This window comes from Streptomyces sp. NPDC051452 (genome assembly GCF_044454765.1).
GTDB lineage: Bacteria > Actinomycetota > Actinomycetes > Streptomycetales > Streptomycetaceae > Streptomyces.
Genome location: NZ_JBITEB010000022.1, coordinates 105451 through 121457, shown reverse-complemented (window position 1 = coordinate 121457; position 16007 = coordinate 105451). Strand labels below are relative to the sequence as shown.

Genomic DNA, 16007 nt, shown 5'->3' with positions numbered 1-16007 from the left:
GTGGTCCGCACCCCGCCGCCGGGCCACCGGGCACCGGCGTCAACCGGGCGCCCCGCGACTACGCCGTGCCAGCGAATCTCGGGCCCGGGGTGCAGCGGCCCCTGGCCGCCCCGGGCAGAAATCCGGCGTGATCGGGACCAGGGGCATGCGTCGTAGCCGTCTCCGGCTGCGGGCGCTCGTGCTGCTGCTCGCCCTGTGGGTGCCCACCGCGCACGTCCAGGCCCAGGTGGCGCCCGCGCTCTGGGCGGCCGCCGAGAACGCCGAGCACGAGGGCCTCGAGGCCGCCCTGCGGCCGCCCGCCCGTGCCGTGCACCGGGCCGACGTACCCGAGCGGCCCGCTCCCCTCCCGGACCCGGCGCCCGCCCCGTCCACGGCCCGTCCGCATGCCGCCGCGCTCCCGGCACCGCACGCCCCTTCCCTGCCGCGCACGGTGGTCCTGCGCTGCTGACAGACCCGCGCCCCCGCACAGGTCAGCCGGCAGACGCAAGGAGCACAGCCATGCCCATGGACCCCTACGCCGTCCTGCGCGCCCTGCTGCGCGCGGAGGCCCGGCGCGGTACGGCGGCCAAGCCGGACCAGCGCCGACCGGAACCGCAGCGACCCCCCGAGGAACCGCAACGCTGAACCCGCAACCGGCACGCACACCGGCGGGGGACGGGTCACCGCCTCCGCCGGGCCGTGCCGAACAGGGAACGGGTGATCTCACGGCCGATCTGGGTGCCGACCGAGCGGGCCAGGGACCTGAACATCCCGCTGCTCACGACCTGTTCGACCAGGGACGGCTCCTCCTTCGGCGCCTTGGCGGGCGCACCGGCCCCGGACTGCCGCCGAGCGGGCTCCCGCTCCTCGGACGGCCGCGCGCTCAGCCGCTCGTACGCCGACTCGCGGTCCACAGCCTGTGCATAACGGTCGTGGAGCGAGGACGCCCGGACCGCCTGGTCCAGTTCGGCCGCGTCCACCGGGCCCATCAGGGACTCCGGGGCCCGCAGCCGGGTGGCGGCGACCGGGGTGGGGGCGCCGTTCTCGCCGAGCACGGTCACCACGGCCTCGCCGGTGCCGAGGCCGGTCAGCACTTCCTCCAGGTCGTAGGCCGACCTCGGGAAGGTGCGCACGGTGGCCGCCAGGGCCTTCTCGTCGTCGGGTGTGAAGGCGCGCAGGGCGTGCTGGACGCGGTTGCCGAGCTGACCGAGCACCTCGGCGGGCACGTCCTTCGGGGACTGGGTGACGAAGAAGACGCCGACCCCCTTGGAGCGGATGAGCCGCACGGTCTGCGTGATCGAGTCCAGGAACGCCCTGGAGGCGCCGTCGAACAGCAGATGCGCCTCGTCGAGGAAGAAGACCAGCTTGGGCTTGTCGACGTCGCCGACCTCGGGCAGGTCGTGGAAGAGGTCGGCCAGCAGCCACATCAGGAACGTGGAGAACAGCCCCGGCTTCTCCTGCACGGCAGGGAGTTCGAGGACGGAGACGATCCCCCGGCTGTCCTCGGCGGTGCGCAGGAAGCCGGCCGTGTTGAACTCCGGCTCGCCGAAGAAGTCCGCCATGCCCTGCGCCTCGAAGGCCGTGAGCGAGCGCAGGATCACCCCGGCCGTGGCGCTGGACAGACCGCCGATGCCCTTCAGCTCCCCCTTGCCCTCGTCCGAGGTCAGGAAGGCGACGACCGCCCTGAGGTCCTTGAGGTCGATCAGCTCCAGGCCCTTGGTGTCGGCGTAGTGGAAGATCAGGCCGAGCGACTGCTCCTGGGTCTGGTTGAGCCGGAGCACCTTCGACAGCAGCACCGGCCCGAAGCTGGTGACGGTCGCGCGCACCGGGATGCCGTGGCCCAGTCCGCCGAGCGCGAAGAACTCCGCGGGGAAGCCGGCCGGCGTCCACTGCCGGCCCACCTCGGCCGCCCGTTGCCGCACCCGGTCGTCCGGCTGTCCGGGGCGCGCGATGCCGGACAGGTCCCCCTTGACGTCCGCGAGGAAGACCGGCACGCCCCGCGCCGACAACTGCTCGGCGATCAGCTGGAGGGTCTTGGTCTTGCCGGTACCGGTGGCGCCCGCGACCAGTCCGTGCCGGTTGAGCATGGCCAGCGGGACGCGGACCGGCGCTCCGGCCTGGCACCGCCCGTCCCACAGGAGGGCGCCGAGGTCGAGGGCGGGGCCGGTGAAGTCGTACCCGGCGGCGATCCTCCGCGCCTCGTCGGGCAGGGAGTCGGCCCCGGCGGGGGTGGCGGGCGGCACGGTCTCACGGTCACTCATCTGCGGCCCCTGTTCCCGGTCGCGGCCACCACCGTCTCCGGTAGTAGCCCATATGGCCGTTTTGCGGCATCTTTTCAAGCGTCGCACTCCGCCACCATGGCTGCGCCCGGAACGTCTGGGCCGGTAGGCTTTCCGTGTGATCTTCAAGCGCATCGGAAACGGCCGGCCGTACCCCGACCACGGCCGGGAAAGCACCCGGCAGTGGGCGGATGTCGCGCCACGCCCGGTCCGCCTCGATCAGCTGGTGACCACCAAGCAGCAGCTCGATCTGGAGACCCTGCTGGCGGAGGACTCGACGTTCTACGGCGACCTCTTCGCGCATGTCGTGAAGTGGCAGGGCGACCTGTATCTGGAGGACGGTCTGCACCGCGCCGTCCGCGCGGCCCTCCAGCAGCGCCAGGTGCTGCACGCGCGCGTGCTCGAGCTGGACTGACCCGGCCGGCACGACCGTTGGGCCTTTCGGGTTCCGCTGAGCGGCATCCACTGATCATCTAATAGGCATCGACGCTCGGGCGCACTACGCTGCGCCCATGAGCATGCTGACTCCCCCGGGCATGGGCGGTAAGTACCGGATCACGGGGGACACCTATCCGCGGATGCGACCACCCCGGCGCCGGGCCAGGCTCCTGGCCCTCGTGGTGGCGTCCGTCGCCGTCCTCGGCCTGGTCGGCTGGGGCACTCTGCAGCTCATCGACGTCTTCACCGGTGGCGGCATGAAGACCACGGCGGCCGGCCGCAAGGCGCACTGCCGGCCCAGGACCGAGGCCGCCCCCGCGGCCCGGGTGAAGGACGTGCCCGCGCCGGGCCGGATCACCGTGAACGTCTACAACGCCACGAAGCACGGCGGACTCGCCAAGCAGACCGCGGACGAGCTGAGGAAGCGCGGCTTCAGGATCGGCGCCGTGGGCAACGCGTCCAAGGACTTCGACCAGAAGGTCAAGGGAGCCGGGGTGCTCCTCGGCCCCACCGCGGCGGGCACCACCTCGCTGCCGGTGCTCGCCACCCAGCTGGCCGGGGCCGAGAGCCGCACCGACGCCGGGCGCAAGGGCGCCGATGTCGACCTGATCCTCGGCGACGGGTTCAAGGGGCTCACCGAACCGGCGGCCGCCGGCCGGGCGCTGACCGCGTTGAGCGCGCCGGCGCCCACGCCGTCGGCGGACTCGGCGAAGAAGGGCTGCTGAGAAGGGCTGCCGACCGCCGCCCGAGCCCCCGCCCGAGCCTCCGTCCGAGCCCCCGCCCGGACCCCCGTCGCCGACCTGCCGGTACGGCGACGGGAGACCCCTGGGCCGGTGAACGGCTCGGTTACTCCGCCGCGCCGTACAGCCGGTCGCCCGCGTCGCCGAGGCCCGGGATGATGTAGCCGTGCTCGTTGAGGTGGTCGTCGACCGCCGCCGTCACCACGGTCACCGGGGTGCCCGCCAGTTCGCGCTCCATGATCTCGACGCCCTCGGGGGCGGCCAGCAGGACCACCGCCGTCACGTCGTCGGCGCCGCGCCTGATCAGCTCCCGGATCGCCGCGACCAGCGTGCCGCCCGTGGCCAGCATCGGGTCCAGGACGTAGACCTGGCGGCCGGAGAGGTCCTCGGGCATCCGGGTTGCGTAGGTGGAGGCCTGCAGGGTCTCCTCGTCGCGGATCATGCCCATGAAGCCGACCTCGGCGGTCGGCAGCAGCCGCACCATGCCGTCCAGCATGCCGAGTCCGGCGCGCAGGATGGGCACCACCAGCGGGCGGGGCCGGGCGAGCTTGACACCGGTGGTGGAGGCCACCGGGGTCTCGATGTCGACCGCTTCGGTGCGCACGTCCCGCGTGGCCTCGTAGGCGAGCAGGGTGACCAGTTCGTCGGCGAGCCTGCGGAAGGTCGGGGAGTCCGTGCGCCGGTCGCGCAGCGTGGTGAGCTTATGGGCGACCAGGGGGTGGTCGACGACGTGGAGACGCATGCCCATAACCGTACCCGCGCTCCGAGCCCGCCGACGCTGGCGTCAAACCCGCCGTGCGAGGGAAGGTGGGAGGGACGGACTGGGGTGGTGTGACGTGTCTGACCTGCCTGACCTTCCCGAGGACGCGCGCCGGGACACCGGGGACGCGGCCCGATCCTCCATCTCCGGCTCGGCGCCGCCCGAACCCGGGCCCGCCGGGACGGACCCCGAGCCGGACGTCGAGCGCCGGCGCCGGCGCGCCCGGTTCCTGCGGGAGCTGGCCGAGGCCCGCGCGTTGCGCGCCCGGGTCCAGCCGCGACGCGCCAAGGCCGCACGGATGCGCCACGCGATGCGGATGCGCACGTTCCGCTGGTAGGGAGCGCTGCCGTGAGCAAGGCGGGGCAAGGAAGTTGGCGATCCGGAAGATCCGCGCCCGCGCCGGTGTTCCCCGGGTGGGGGTGCGGGAGCGCCCGGAAAAGCCGCGTACGATCCGCAGGTGGCGGCAACGGGTGCGCTGCTGGGTCGATCGGAACCACGATCGAAACAGCCAGACACAGGGAGCCGAAGACGTCCCCTGAACGCCTTGTTTCTGCCACGATTTCCGAGTGGGTGGGGCTCGGGCCCAGGCTCTTCCCTCCCACGCACCTCCGCCGGGGGGACCCCCAACCGGCACGCCTATGACCAGTGGGAGAGTCACGGTGTACTTCGCCGCACTGCTCGCGCGCACCGAAGACGGGTGGGAAGCGAGCGACACAGAGCTCGATGACGTGGAAACCCTGTCGGATCTGGCCGACCTGGCCCGGGAAGCCTCTCCCGAAGACGACACGGTGCTCGTCCTGATCGAGCAGGAGGACGCCTGGTTCGGCGTCGTCCGCGTGGACGGCGAGGAGGACCCTCGCATCTACGTCTCGGACGCCGCCGCAGCCGCCCGCAGCGCCTACGGTGAGCTGCTGCTCACCGACGAACTGCTCGGCCGGGAGCCCGGCGCCGACGACGTACCGGATCTGGACGCCCTCGACCTCGACGGCACGGAGGACGGCGAGTCCGACTCCGAGGACGACGACGAGGAGGAGGGCGGCTCCGCCGACGCCGTGCCGCACAGCCCGGTCGGCGACAGCGAGATCCTCGACGACCTGGGCATCGGCCAGAAGGAACTGCGCGCCCTGGACGCAGACGACGCGCTGAGTTCGATCGCCGAGGCCCTGGGCGCCTCGGAGGTGCTGGAGACCGTCCGCTGACCGCCCGGCACACCGCCGGTCCCACCGGCCGTCCCGACCCGGTACGCGACCGCTGGCGGGACGCGATGCGACTCGCCCTGGACGAGGCCGGGCGCGCCGTCCGGGGCGGGGACGTACCCGTCGGCGCCGTCGTGCTGTCCCCGGACGGCACGACGGTGCTCGCCGCCGCGCACAACGAGCGCGAGGCCACCGGCGACCCCACGGCCCACGCGGAGGTCCTCGCGATCCGCCGGGCCGCCGCGCGGGTCGGCGAATGGCGGCTGACCGACTGCACGCTGGTGGTCACCCTGGAGCCGTGCACGATGTGCGCGGGCGCCATCGTGCAGTCACGGGTGGACCGGGTCGTCTACGGCGCCCGGGACGACAAGGCGGGCGCGGCCGGCTCCCTGTGGGACGTGATCCGCGACCGTCGGCTCAACCACCGGCCCGAGGTCGTCGAGGGCGTCCTCGCCGCGGACTGCGCCCGACTCCTCACGGAGTTCTTCCGGGACCGCTGAATACGGATTTCGAAGCACGCCCCACCTTGCTGTAAGGTCTCCCTCGGTAGCGTGTCCGAGCGGCCGAAGGAGCTCGCCTCGAAAGCGAGTGTGGCGTAACCCGTCACCGAGGGTTCAAATCCCTCCGCTACCGCTCGAAAAAGGGCCCCGTCTCACGACGGGGCCTTTCGTGCGTTCCCGGTCCTCAAGTCCGCGCCGCCCGGCGGGGGAATGCCCTTGCGTACAGCGCGCGGCGGGCAAAGGGCCCGCCGGGGCGGGCCGTTGGTCCCCGGAAAAGGCGTGAAGGTTACACTCGCCGCCGGCAACAGGGGCCCACGAGGCACAGGCACAGGGGAGGCCGCGGTGGCGGTGAACGCGAAGAAGATCGCCGTGTACGCGCTCGTGGTCTTCGCGCTGTACGTGATCATCACGGACCCGGCCAAGGCGGCCGACTATGTCCAGATAGGCTTTGAGGGCATATCGGACGCGGCCAAGGCCGTCGGCGACTTCATGACGTGGGCCGCCAACGGAGGAAAGAGCTGAGGTACATCCCATGATCCGCCACCTGGTGCTGTTCAAGCTCAACGAGGGCGTCAAGCGCGACGATCCGCGGGTCGTGGCCGGCGTGGAGGCCTTCCGCGCCCTCGGCGGCAGGATCGAGGAGCTGCGCTTCTGGGAGTGCGCCTGGAACATCAGCGACCGCCCGATCGCCTACGACTTCGCGATCAACTCGGCCGTCGAGGACCCGGACGCCCTCAAGCGCTACCTGGAGCACCCGGCGCACCAGGCGGGCGTCGCGCTGTGGCGCGAGTTCGCCACGTGGGTGATCGCCGACTACGAGTTCTGAGCGCTTCCGCCCAGGAGCCCCCCGCCGTTCAGGCGGGGGGCTTTTGCGCGTCCTAGGCCCCAACTTATTGGAGTTTGAGCACAACACGGTGTTATGCGGTGCTTGCACACAGTGCACATGTCTTGTGATGCTATGACCGCTTTTGACGGATGATTGACGGATGAAGAGGTGGCGTTGACCTTGTCGGCCAGTACTGCGCCGCCCCAGGAGGAGGCGCCCGCCCCGCCCCCTCCGGCTCCCGAGAAGCGCCGCGGCGCCGACACCAGAGCCCTGACCCAGGTGCTCTTCGCCGAGCTCCAGCAGCTCGAGCCGGGCACGCCGGAGCACAACCGGGTGCGGGGGGCGCTGATCGAGGCGAACCTCCCGCTCGTGCGCTACGCGGCCGCCCGCTTCCGCTCCCGCAACGAGCCGATGGAGGACGTCGTCCAGGTCGGCACCATCGGACTGATCAACGCCATCGACCGCTTCGACCCGGAGCGGGGCGTGCAGTTCCCGACCTTCGCGATGCCGACCGTGGTCGGCGAGATCAAACGATACTTCCGGGACAACGTCCGCACCGTCCACGTGCCCCGCCGGCTGCACGAGCTGTGGGTGCAGGTGAACAGCGCGACCGAGGACCTCACCACCGCCTTCGGGCGCTCGCCGTCGACCGCCGAGATCGCCGAGCGGCTGCGGATCAGCGAGGAGGAGGTGCTGTCCTGCATCGAGGCGGGGCGGTCGTACCACGCCACCTCGCTGGAGGCCGCGCAGGAGGGCGACGGGCTGCCCGGGCTGCTGGACCGGATCGGCTACGAGGACCCGGCCCTGGACGGCGTGGAGCACCGCGACCTGGTCCGCCACCTCCTCGTCCAACTCCCCGAGCGCGAACAGCGCATCCTGCTGCTGCGCTACTACAGCAACCTCACCCAGTCCCAGATCAGCGCGGAACTCGGCGTCTCCCAGATGCACGTCTCCCGGCTGCTCGCCCGCAGCTTCCAGCGGCTGCGCTCGGCGAACCGGATCGACGCCTAGCCACTGCGGACACCGCCCCCGCCGGCCCCGCGCACAGCGGGAGTCCGGGCGATGCACAGCAGGCGCACGGAAGCACGACCCGAACCGCATTGCATCGCATACCCGATCGATCCGTAACCGGCACGAGCGAATCGCTCACCAGCGCCGTTCCCGGCGATTACGCTCCGACAGGGCGTCAGGGCCCGTGTTTCCAGGGCCGTTTCGGATCTTACGTATCGACATGTCTCTACAGCGCGTTGCCGACATGTGACATTCTGCGGGAAGAGCGTTTGCCGGGGCTCCGGCGCCGGTATTCAGGTGAAGGCTGCGTTGCTCGATCTGGCAGCACCGCCGCGACCGTCTCGCGACCCAAAGGGGGTGGCATGTCCGCAGACCAGGGCAGCTCGAAGGTGCTGACGCCCACGCTGAGCGAGGCAGCGCCCAAGGAGCTCGACGCTCTCGACGTCCTCGACGACGTCACGGCCCTCGCGGCCGTGCCGGCTCCGGCCGACCCCGCCGCCGTGCCCGAGGAGGCTGTCCCGGCCTTGCCGGCCACGGGTGACATCGACACCCGCACCCTGTCCCGCTCCCTCTTCCTGCGGCTCGCCGCCCTGGCCGAGGACAGCCCCGAACGGGCCTATGTACGGGACACCCTGATCGAGCTGAACCTGCCGCTGGTCCGCTACGCGGCCGCGCGCTTCCGCTCCCGCAACGAGCCGATGGAGGACATCGTCCAGGTCGGCACCATCGGCCTGATCAAGGCGATCGACCGCTTCGACTGCGAGCGGGGCGTGGAGTTCCCGACCTTCGCGATGCCGACGGTGGTCGGGGAGATCAAGCGGTTCTTCCGCGACACCTCGTGGTCGGTGCGCGTCCCGCGCCGGCTCCAAGAGTTGCGGCTGGCGCTCACCAAGGCCAGCGACGAACTCTCCCAGAAGCTGGACCGCTCCCCCACGGTGACGGAACTGGCCGCGGTGCTGGGCGTCTCCGAGGAGGACGTGGTCGACGGCCTCGCGGTCGGCAACGCCTACACCGCCTCCTCCCTCGACTCCCCGGCCCCCGAGGACGACGGCGGCGAGGGCTCGCTGGCCGACCGCCTCGGCTACGAGGACACCGCGCTGGAGGGTGTGGAGTACCGCGAGTCCCTCAAGCCGCTGCTGGCCAAACTCCCGCCCCGGGAGCGCCGGATCATCATGTTGCGCTTCTTCGCCAACATGACCCAGTCGCAGATCGGCGAGGAGGTCGGCATCTCCCAGATGCACGTCTCGCGGCTGCTGACCCGGACGCTGTCCCAGTTGCGGGAGGGCCTGATCTCCGACTGACGCTTCTCTTCTGACGGCCCGTCATCCACACTGACCCGATGCTGCGAGCGACAGGGTCGGGCCGGGCCGCGGGGACGACGCGTACGACAGGGACGCGTGGCCGCCGAGGCGCCGTTACGGCAGCGTCGGCGGCCGTCGTCTGTCTGGGCGGCGCCCTGGCCGGGTGCGCGGGTGCCGGGCAGGGCGGCGGTTACGCCGCCGTCGGGGCGGCGACGGGTTCCGGGCGGGGCGGTCCGGCGGCCGTCGCTCCCACCGGGTCGGTGACACTGGTCCCGCTCGACGGCGGGCGGGGCGACAAAATCGGCCGAGGCGGTGGTCCCGCCTCCGCGACGGCCGGTCCGGGTACGGACGGCGGGCGCGCGCGGACGAGCGGCGCGGACGCGGACGCCGGGGGCGCGAACCGGAGTACCGGAGGCGCGACAGACACCCCGCGGGCGCACACTCCGGAGCCGGACACGGCCCCTCCCGCCGGCACCGCGCACCCTCCCGGCGGCCAGGACGGCGACGGGCCCGGTCGTACGAAACCGACGCCCGCCTCCTCCACCCCGGCGCCCGGCCGCACCACGACCGCGCCCGCGTCCCCGGCCGCCCTCTCCTGGGGCGCCCCGGCGACCGAGGGAACGGGCCGGCGCTGGTGTCAGAAGGTGACGGTCGGCTTCCGCAACTCGGGCGGCACGGCGGTGCGTTCGGGCTCGGTGACGTTCGGGACGCACATCATCGGCGGCCTGGGCATCGACTGGGGCACGGTCGCGTCGAACGAGGACCTGCCGGTGCCGATCGGCGCGAGGACGCGCGCGGACCACACCTGGACGGTGTGCGTGGACGCCTGGCGCGTACCGCTCGGGATGCACATCGAGACGCGGGACGTGTCCGTCCGGTGGGAGTAGGCCCCGCGGCGCCTTCCTAGCCGAGCGCCAGCCACGCGACTCCGGCCACCACGAGGAGCGCGACGACGATGCCGACGATCAGGCCGATGCGGGGACCCGAGGAGGCCGCCTGCTGCTGGCGCGCGGGGGGAGCCTCGTCGACGAACGCGCGGAACATCTGGGTGTTGCCGGCGGGGTCGTAATTGCCCTGGGGGCCCTGGGTGTTAGCCATGCCCCGAGACACTAGCGAATCCCGTCGGCCGACCCAAGTGCGGGGCCACCGGGACAGACAGGGGCACGTCACCCGGGGTCATCTGCGTATTTACAGTAGCAATACTTGCCTTTGCCAAGTTTTTGCGTCCATGGACCCCTACTTGTTTGCCTGCAGCAACCAATCACCTCTATGGTTGCCCCAAGCAACGAATACGGGAGGTGTGATGGCCGAGCAGGCGCAGTTCGAAGAGCTGGCACGTCAGCTCAGTGCCGTCGGAGCCGTGAAACGGGACATGGGGCGGATCCTGCCGCCCGACTGCCCGGCCGGCTCGGCCGCCGTGCTGACCCTGCTCGGGCGCCACGGCGACATGCGCATGAGCAAGCTCGCGGAGCTGCTCGCCGTGGACATGTCGGTGACCAGCCGGCATGTCGCGCACGTCGTGGCGCGCGGCTGGATCGAGCGGTCCCCGGACCCCGCCGACAAGCGCTCGCGCATCCTGCGCCTGACGCCCGAGGGGATCCAGCAACTCGACGAGCTGTCCCGGCGGACCACGCATCTGCTCGCCGAGCGGCTGAGCGACTGGACCGACGACGAGGTCGGCCAGCTGATCGGGCTGATGTCACGCCTGCGCGCGTCCTTCGGCGACTGCCGGTCCGCCCCGGTCAGGGCGGTCCCCGCGGCCGCCCCCGTATTCGAAGAGACCACCCGTACACCCGCAAGCACGTAAGAAAAGGAAGCCCATGGCAACGACCACACCAGCCGGTGTGCGGGCTCACGCCAAGCACGGGGGAGGCTCCCACGGCGACGCCCCGATGACGCACCGGCAGATCATGGAGGCCCTGTCCGGGCTGCTGCTCGGCATGTTCGTGGCGATCCTGTCGTCCACGATCGTCTCCAACGCCCTGCCGCACATCATCGGTGACCTCGGCGGCGGCCAGTCCGCCTACACCTGGGTGGTCACCGCCGCCCTGCTGTCGATGACGGCGGCCACTCCCCTGTGGGGCAAGCTCGCCGACCTGTACAGCAAGAAGGCTCTCGTACAGATAGCCCTGATCATCTACGTCGTCGCCTCGATGGCGGCCGGTCTGTCGCAGAACCCGGGCATGCTGATCACCTTCCGGGTGTTCCAGGGCATCGGTGTGGGCGGTCTGTCCGCCCTGGCGCAGATCGTCATGGCGGCGATGATCTCCCCGCGCGAACGCGGCCGGTACTCCGGCTACCTGGGCGCCACCTTCGCCGTCGCCACCGTCGGCGGCCCGCTCCTCGGCGGTGTCATCACCGACACCTCCTGGCTGGGCTGGCGCTGGTGCTTCTACGTCGGTGTCCCCTTCGCGGTCATCGCTCTGATCGTGCTGCAGAAGACCCTGCACCTGCCCGTGGTCAAGCGGGACGTCAAGGTCGACTGGGGCGGCGCGACCCTCATCGCCGCCGCCGTCTCCCTGCTCCTGATCTGGGTCACCTTCGCCGGTGACAAGTACGACTGGATCTCCTGGCAGACCTACGCGATGGTCGGCGGTTCGATCGTCCTCGGCGCGCTGTTCGTGCTCGTCGAGTCCAAGGCGAGCGAGCCGATCATCCCGCTGCGCCTGTTCAGGAACCGCACCATCACGCTCGCGTCGCTCGCCTCGCTGTTCGTCGGTATCGCGATGTTCAGCGGCACCGTCTTCTTCAGCCAGTACTTCCAGCTGGCCCGCGACAAGTCCCCGACCATGTCGGGCGTCATGACCATCCCGATGATCGGTGGTCTGTTCGTCTCCTCGACCGTCTCGGGTCAGTTCATCACCCGCACCGGCCGCTGGAAGGCGTGGCTGGTCAGCGGTGGCGTCCTGGTGACGGCCGGCCTGCTGCTGCTCGGCGGCATCCGGTACGACACCGACTACTGGAAGATGGCCATCTACATGGCCCTGCTGGGTCTCGGCATCGGCATGATGATGCAGAACCTGGTGCTCGCCACGCAGAACCAGGTGGCGCCCTCCGACCTCGGCTCGGCCAGCTCCACGGTCACGTTCTTCCGTTCCCTCGGTGGCGCGGTCGGCGTCTCCGCCCTCGGCGCCGTGATGTCCCACAAGATCACCGACTACGTCAAGGACGGCGTCTCCGCCCTCAGCCCCAAGTACCAGGCCGCGCTGGCGGGGGGCTCCGGCTCCACCGACAGCATCCCGGACATGAACAAGCTGCCGGCACCCATCCGGACGCTGCTGGAGAGCGCCTACGGCCACGGCATCGCGGACGTCTTCTTCATCGCCGGCTGCCTCGCGGCCCTCGCCTTCCTGATCACGCTGTTCATCAAGGAGGTCCCGCTGCGCACCAAGGGCGCGCTCGCGCAGACCGCCGAGAGTGAGGCCCCCGTGACCGACCCGGCCGCCGCTCCGGTCGTCGCCGAGGCGCAGGCCCCGGCCGCCGAGCCGGTCCCGGCCGCGGTCGCCGACGCCCCGCTGTCCGCCGGTCCGCGGTCCGACGGCACGGCCACCCTGCCGATGACGGCCGTCGCCACGGCCGCCGAGCCCGGCACCGGTGGCGGCACCCCGGTCCACGGCTTCGTCCGCGGCGCCGAGAGCGCCCCGGTCCCGCAGGCCGCGGTCACCCTGATCTCGCTGTCCGGCCGCCAGCTGGGCCGCTCGGTCGCCCAGGCCGACGGCTCCTACGCGCTCGCCGCCCCGGGCACGGGCTCGTACGTCCTGATCGCCTCCGCCGACGGCTACCAGCCGCAGGCCTCCACCATCGTGGTGGGCGAGGAGCCGCTGTCCTACGACATCCTGCTCAGCGGCACCAGCGGGCTGACCGGTGTGGTCCGGGCCGTCGGCAGCGCGCTGCCGGTCAAGGACGCCATGGTGATCGTCACCGACGTCCGCGGTGACCTGCTGGCCACCGTCGCCACCGGCGAGCAGGGCGAGTTCGCCTTCACCGAGCTGGTGCCGGGCGTGGTGACCCTCGCGGTCAACGCGAGCGGCTTCCGGCCGCGCGCGCTGCCGGTCGAGATCGGCGCCACCGGGGTCACCCGGGTCGAGGTCGACCTGGACGCCGGTGCCCGGCTGCAGGGTGTCGTGCGGGCCCCGCACGGTCCGCTGGCCGACGCCCGCGTGACGCTGGTCGACCAGGCGGGCAACGTGGTCGGCACCGCCACCACCGGTTCGGACGGGGCGTACGCCTTCACCGACCTGGACAGCGGCGAGTACACCGTCATCGCGACGGGTTACCCGCCGGTGGCGACGGCCCTGACCGTCTCCGGCATCGGCGCCGACGGCCACGACATCACCCTCGCCCACCCCGGCGAGTAGCTCGAACCACGGCCCCGTGGCGCGCACCGCCCCCTCAAGGTGCGGCGCGCGCCACGGGCCGGTTGCACACGACCGAATTTTTGCAAGGCCTCGCAGGGAGAAAACGGGATGGGACTGACCGCGAAGATCCGCACGCGGGACGGGTGGGCCGTTTCGCACGCGGTCGTCACGGTGACCGACATGACCGGTACGCAGGTACTGCGGGCCGAGACGGACGCCGAGGGTGCCGTACGGGATGCCACCGAGCTGACGCCGGGGGCGTACACCGTGATCGTGACGGCCGTCGGGTACGCGCCCGTCGCCTCCAGCGCGATCGTCACCGCGAGCGGCCGGGCCGAGATCGGCACGGTCACGCTGGCCCGGCAGGGCGGCGCCGAGCTGCCGCCGCCCGGCCCGTGGACCATCGACCCGGTGCACTCCTCCGTCGCCGCGGTCGCCCAGCACCTGGGGATCTCCAGCGTGCACGGCCGGTTCACCGAGTTCGGCGGCACGATCGAGATCGCGCCGGACGACGTCGCCAAGTCCCGGGTCGAAGCGGTCATCGGGGCCGCTTCCATCGACACGGGCAACGCCATGCGCGACACGCACCTGAAGTCCGGGGACTTCCTGGACGTCGAACGGCACCCGCGGATCACCTACCGCTCGACGGGTCTGACCCTGGCCGGACCGGACCGCTGGACGGTGCACGGCGACTTGGCGATGCACGGAGTGGTGCGGCAGGTCGACCTGGACCTGTCCTACCTCGGCAGCGGCGCCGACCCGTGGGGCGGCACCCGAGCGGCCTTCCGAGCCACCGCGGAACTGCACCGCGAGGACTTCGCGATGAACTACAACCAGGTCCTGCAGGCGGGCATCGCCGCCATCGGCACGACCCTGCGGGTCGAGCTGGACATCCAGGCGGTCCAGGGCGACACCCTGCCCGCCGTCTAGCCACCACGCACACCCCCGACGCGGCGGACCGGCCCCCGGTCCGCCGCGTCCGCGCGTTCATGCGGCGCGTCGGGGCCGGCGCCTCGGGGGCGGCGCATCAGGGCCGGCGCCTCGGGGCCGGCGCCTCGCGGGTCGGCGCCTCGCGGGTCGGCGCCTCGCGGGTCGGCGCCTCGCGGGTCGGCGCCTCGCGGGTCGGCGCCTCGCGGGTCGGCGCCTCGCGGGTCGGTGCCTCGCGGGTCGGCCCTCAGGGCCGGTGCGTCGGGGCCGCCTCAGGGCCGGTGCCTCGGGGGTCGGTGCCTCGGGGGTCGGTGCGCGGCGGCGCGCCGAACCTGAGCCTCGCAGGGGCAGGCAGGCCGCCGCCCTCGCGCCCTAGGCTGCGTCCATGGCACCGAACATCGCGAGCAACACCCGGGTATCGCTGGCCGAGCTGCTGGAGTTCGTCCGCCCCCGCCACCGCGCCCTGCTGATCACCCGCCGCGCCGACGGCAGCCCCCAGGCCTCTCCGCTGACCTGCGGTGTGGACGACTCGGGGCGGATCGTCGTCTCGACCTACCCCGAGCGCGCCAAGACCCGCAACGCCAAACGGGACGACCGGGTCGCCCTGGTCGTCCTGAGCGACGAGTGGAACGGCCCCTGGGTGCAGATCGACGGCACGGCCGAGGTCGTCGACGCACCCGACTCCGTGGAACCGCTGGTGGAGTACTACCGCAACATCGCCGGCGAACACCCCGACTGGGACGAGTACCGGCGGGCCATGGCCGAGCAGGGCAAGTCCATCATCCGGGTGACACCGCAACGCTGGGGCCCCGTGGCCACGGGAGGCTTCCCGGCCCGCCTGGCGGGCGACCGGTAGCCGCCCCCGAGGGGTCAGCCGCGGATCACCATCGCCTCCATGCCGGCGATCAGCAGGTCCAGGGCGAAGGTGAAGTCGCGGTCGAGCATCTCGGCCACGGTGTCCCCGCCCCGGGCCGCCATGAGCTCCTTGGACTCCGCCATCACCTCGGCGGTGCCGGGATCCTCCGCCACCATGGTCATGGCCCGCTCCATGTACTCCTCGGGGCTCAGCCCGGTGCTCTCGATCCGCGCCGAGAAGTGGCCCTCGATCGTGCCGTAGCCGTACACGAACCGGAAGACGGCCGCGATCGCCCCGGTCACCCCGTGCGCGGGCAGCCCCGCCCGGCGCACCACCCGCTGGACCACACGGGAGAAGGCGAGCGAGCGCGGGCCGATGTTGAGGTAGCGCCCGGCCAGCGGCGACAGCCACGGATGGCGCGCCAGCAGCGCCCGGTAGTCGGTGGCCAGCGCCCGCAGCTGCTCCCGCCAGTCCTCGTCCGCGTCGTCCGGATCGGGCAGCGCCAGCTCGCCGAAGGCCGCGTCCAGGGCGAGTTCGAGCAGGTCGTCCTTGGTGTCGACGTACCAGTACAGGGACATCGCGGTGACGTTCAGCTCGCCGGCCAGCCGCCGCATGGAGAACCGCGCGAGCCCCTCGGCGTCCAGCAGCCGTACCGACACCTCGGTGATCCGCTCCCGGTCCAGCCCGGACGGCTGCCCGCCGCGTCCGCCGCGGCGGCCCTTGCCCGCCAGCCACACGCTGCCGCGCGCCGCCCGATCCGCTGCCTTCGTCACCGGCGCACCTTCCTCGACTCCCGGCCCCCGACCACGATGCCAGGGCCGCCGTCGGCCCGGAAC

The 16007-nt window shown here is 72.1% G+C and carries 20 protein-coding genes and 1 tRNA gene; 17 read left to right on the top strand and 4 right to left on the bottom strand.

Going from position 1 to position 16007, the window contains the following annotated elements:
* Nucleotides 1-145 precede the first annotated feature (145 nt).
* Nucleotides 146-448 carry a hypothetical protein gene (locus tag ACIBA9_RS35140; protein WP_399369424.1) on the top strand — a complete coding sequence of 101 codons (303 nt, stop codon included), beginning with the start codon at nucleotides 146-148 and terminating at the stop codon, nucleotides 446-448.
* Nucleotides 449-498: 50 nt separating this feature from the next.
* Nucleotides 499-624, top strand: a complete 126-nt coding sequence (locus ACIBA9_RS35135; RefSeq protein ID WP_399369422.1) for a hypothetical protein — start codon at nucleotides 499-501, stop codon at nucleotides 622-624.
* Between the two features lie 35 nt (nucleotides 625-659).
* Here ACIBA9_RS35135 and ACIBA9_RS35130 read toward each other — a convergent pair whose 3' ends face one another.
* On the bottom strand, nucleotides 660-2240 hold the full coding sequence (locus tag ACIBA9_RS35130) for a helicase HerA-like domain-containing protein (protein ID WP_399369420.1): 1581 nt from the start codon (nucleotides 2238-2240) through the stop codon (nucleotides 660-662).
* Between the two features lie 136 nt (nucleotides 2241-2376).
* On the opposite strand from ACIBA9_RS35130, the gene ACIBA9_RS35125 reads away from it, so the two are divergent.
* Both ACIBA9_RS35125 and ACIBA9_RS35120 read left to right on the top strand, forming a co-directional pair.
* Complete coding sequence (locus ACIBA9_RS35125) at nucleotides 2377-2673, top strand: type II toxin-antitoxin system VapB family antitoxin (protein WP_004943146.1); 297 nt, start codon at nucleotides 2377-2379, stop codon at nucleotides 2671-2673.
* A gap of 97 nt (nucleotides 2674-2770) precedes the next feature.
* Nucleotides 2771-3421 (top strand): LytR C-terminal domain-containing protein, encoded by a 651-nt coding sequence (locus tag ACIBA9_RS35120; RefSeq protein WP_399369418.1) that lies wholly within the window; start codon nucleotides 2771-2773, stop codon nucleotides 3419-3421.
* 121 nt (nucleotides 3422-3542) lie between these two features.
* Here the strand turns inward: ACIBA9_RS35120 and upp are convergent, their stop codons facing one another.
* The gene (gene upp / locus ACIBA9_RS35115; protein ID WP_362149725.1) at nucleotides 3543-4178 is read right to left on the bottom strand and encodes a uracil phosphoribosyltransferase; all 636 of its coding nucleotides are present in this window, start codon (nucleotides 4176-4178) and stop codon (nucleotides 3543-3545) included.
* 160 nt (nucleotides 4179-4338) lie between these two features.
* On the opposite strand from upp, the gene ACIBA9_RS35110 reads away from it, so the two are divergent.
* The 9 genes from ACIBA9_RS35110 (at nucleotide 4339) to ACIBA9_RS35070 (ending at nucleotide 9917) form a co-directional block, all read left to right on the top strand.
* Complete coding sequence (locus ACIBA9_RS35110) at nucleotides 4339-4533, top strand: hypothetical protein (RefSeq protein WP_399369453.1); 195 nt, start codon at nucleotides 4339-4341, stop codon at nucleotides 4531-4533.
* A 322-nt stretch (nucleotides 4534-4855) separates the two neighbouring features.
* On the top strand, nucleotides 4856-5395 hold the full coding sequence (locus ACIBA9_RS35105; RefSeq protein WP_399369451.1) for a hypothetical protein: 540 nt from the start codon (nucleotides 4856-4858) through the stop codon (nucleotides 5393-5395).
* Between the two features lie 65 nt (nucleotides 5396-5460).
* A complete protein-coding gene (gene tadA, locus ACIBA9_RS35100) occupies nucleotides 5461-5892 on the top strand; it encodes a tRNA adenosine(34) deaminase TadA (protein ID WP_362149726.1) in 432 nt (143 codons plus the stop codon).
* Nucleotides 5893-5937: 45 nt separating this feature from the next.
* Nucleotides 5938-6025 (top strand) — tRNA-Ser (locus tag ACIBA9_RS35095).
* A gap of 209 nt (nucleotides 6026-6234) precedes the next feature.
* Entirely contained in the window at nucleotides 6235-6414 is a 180-nt protein-coding gene (locus tag ACIBA9_RS35090) for a hypothetical protein (RefSeq protein ID WP_362149727.1), read from the top strand.
* Between the two features lie 10 nt (nucleotides 6415-6424).
* Nucleotides 6425-6718, top strand: coding sequence for a Dabb family protein (locus ACIBA9_RS35085; protein ID WP_399369415.1), 294 nt, complete (start codon nucleotides 6425-6427; stop codon nucleotides 6716-6718).
* A gap of 174 nt (nucleotides 6719-6892) precedes the next feature.
* Nucleotides 6893-7729 (top strand): RNA polymerase sigma factor SigF, encoded by an 837-nt coding sequence (locus tag ACIBA9_RS35080; protein WP_362150421.1) that lies wholly within the window; start codon nucleotides 6893-6895, stop codon nucleotides 7727-7729.
* A gap of 362 nt (nucleotides 7730-8091) precedes the next feature.
* Nucleotides 8092-9030: an RNA polymerase sigma factor SigF gene (locus ACIBA9_RS35075; protein WP_362149729.1), complete on the top strand. Its 939-nt coding sequence runs from the start codon at nucleotides 8092-8094 to the stop codon at nucleotides 9028-9030.
* A gap of 38 nt (nucleotides 9031-9068) precedes the next feature.
* Entirely contained in the window at nucleotides 9069-9917 is an 849-nt protein-coding gene (locus tag ACIBA9_RS35070) for a hypothetical protein (protein WP_399369412.1), read from the top strand.
* Between the two features lie 16 nt (nucleotides 9918-9933).
* Here ACIBA9_RS35070 and ACIBA9_RS35065 read toward each other — a convergent pair whose 3' ends face one another.
* Nucleotides 9934-10128, bottom strand: a complete 195-nt coding sequence (locus ACIBA9_RS35065; RefSeq protein ID WP_362149731.1) for a hypothetical protein — start codon at nucleotides 10126-10128, stop codon at nucleotides 9934-9936.
* A gap of 205 nt (nucleotides 10129-10333) precedes the next feature.
* Between ACIBA9_RS35065 and ACIBA9_RS35060 the strand changes: the two genes are divergently transcribed.
* From ACIBA9_RS35060 to ACIBA9_RS35045, 4 genes are all read left to right on the top strand, one after another.
* On the top strand, nucleotides 10334-10837 hold the full coding sequence (locus ACIBA9_RS35060) for a MarR family winged helix-turn-helix transcriptional regulator (protein ID WP_399369410.1): 504 nt from the start codon (nucleotides 10334-10336) through the stop codon (nucleotides 10835-10837).
* Between the two features lie 13 nt (nucleotides 10838-10850).
* Complete coding sequence (locus tag ACIBA9_RS35055) at nucleotides 10851-13388, top strand: MFS transporter (protein ID WP_399369408.1); 2538 nt, start codon at nucleotides 10851-10853, stop codon at nucleotides 13386-13388.
* A 108-nt stretch (nucleotides 13389-13496) separates the two neighbouring features.
* The gene (locus tag ACIBA9_RS35050) at nucleotides 13497-14318 is read left to right on the top strand and encodes a YceI family protein (protein WP_399369406.1); all 822 of its coding nucleotides are present in this window, start codon (nucleotides 13497-13499) and stop codon (nucleotides 14316-14318) included.
* A 382-nt stretch (nucleotides 14319-14700) separates the two neighbouring features.
* Complete coding sequence (locus tag ACIBA9_RS35045; RefSeq protein WP_393900460.1) at nucleotides 14701-15171, top strand: PPOX class F420-dependent oxidoreductase; 471 nt, start codon at nucleotides 14701-14703, stop codon at nucleotides 15169-15171.
* Between the two features lie 14 nt (nucleotides 15172-15185).
* On the opposite strand, the gene ACIBA9_RS35040 is transcribed toward ACIBA9_RS35045, so the two are convergent.
* Entirely contained in the window at nucleotides 15186-15944 is a 759-nt protein-coding gene (locus tag ACIBA9_RS35040) for a TetR/AcrR family transcriptional regulator (RefSeq protein WP_399369404.1), read from the bottom strand.
* Nucleotides 15945-16007: the final 63 nt, after the last annotated feature.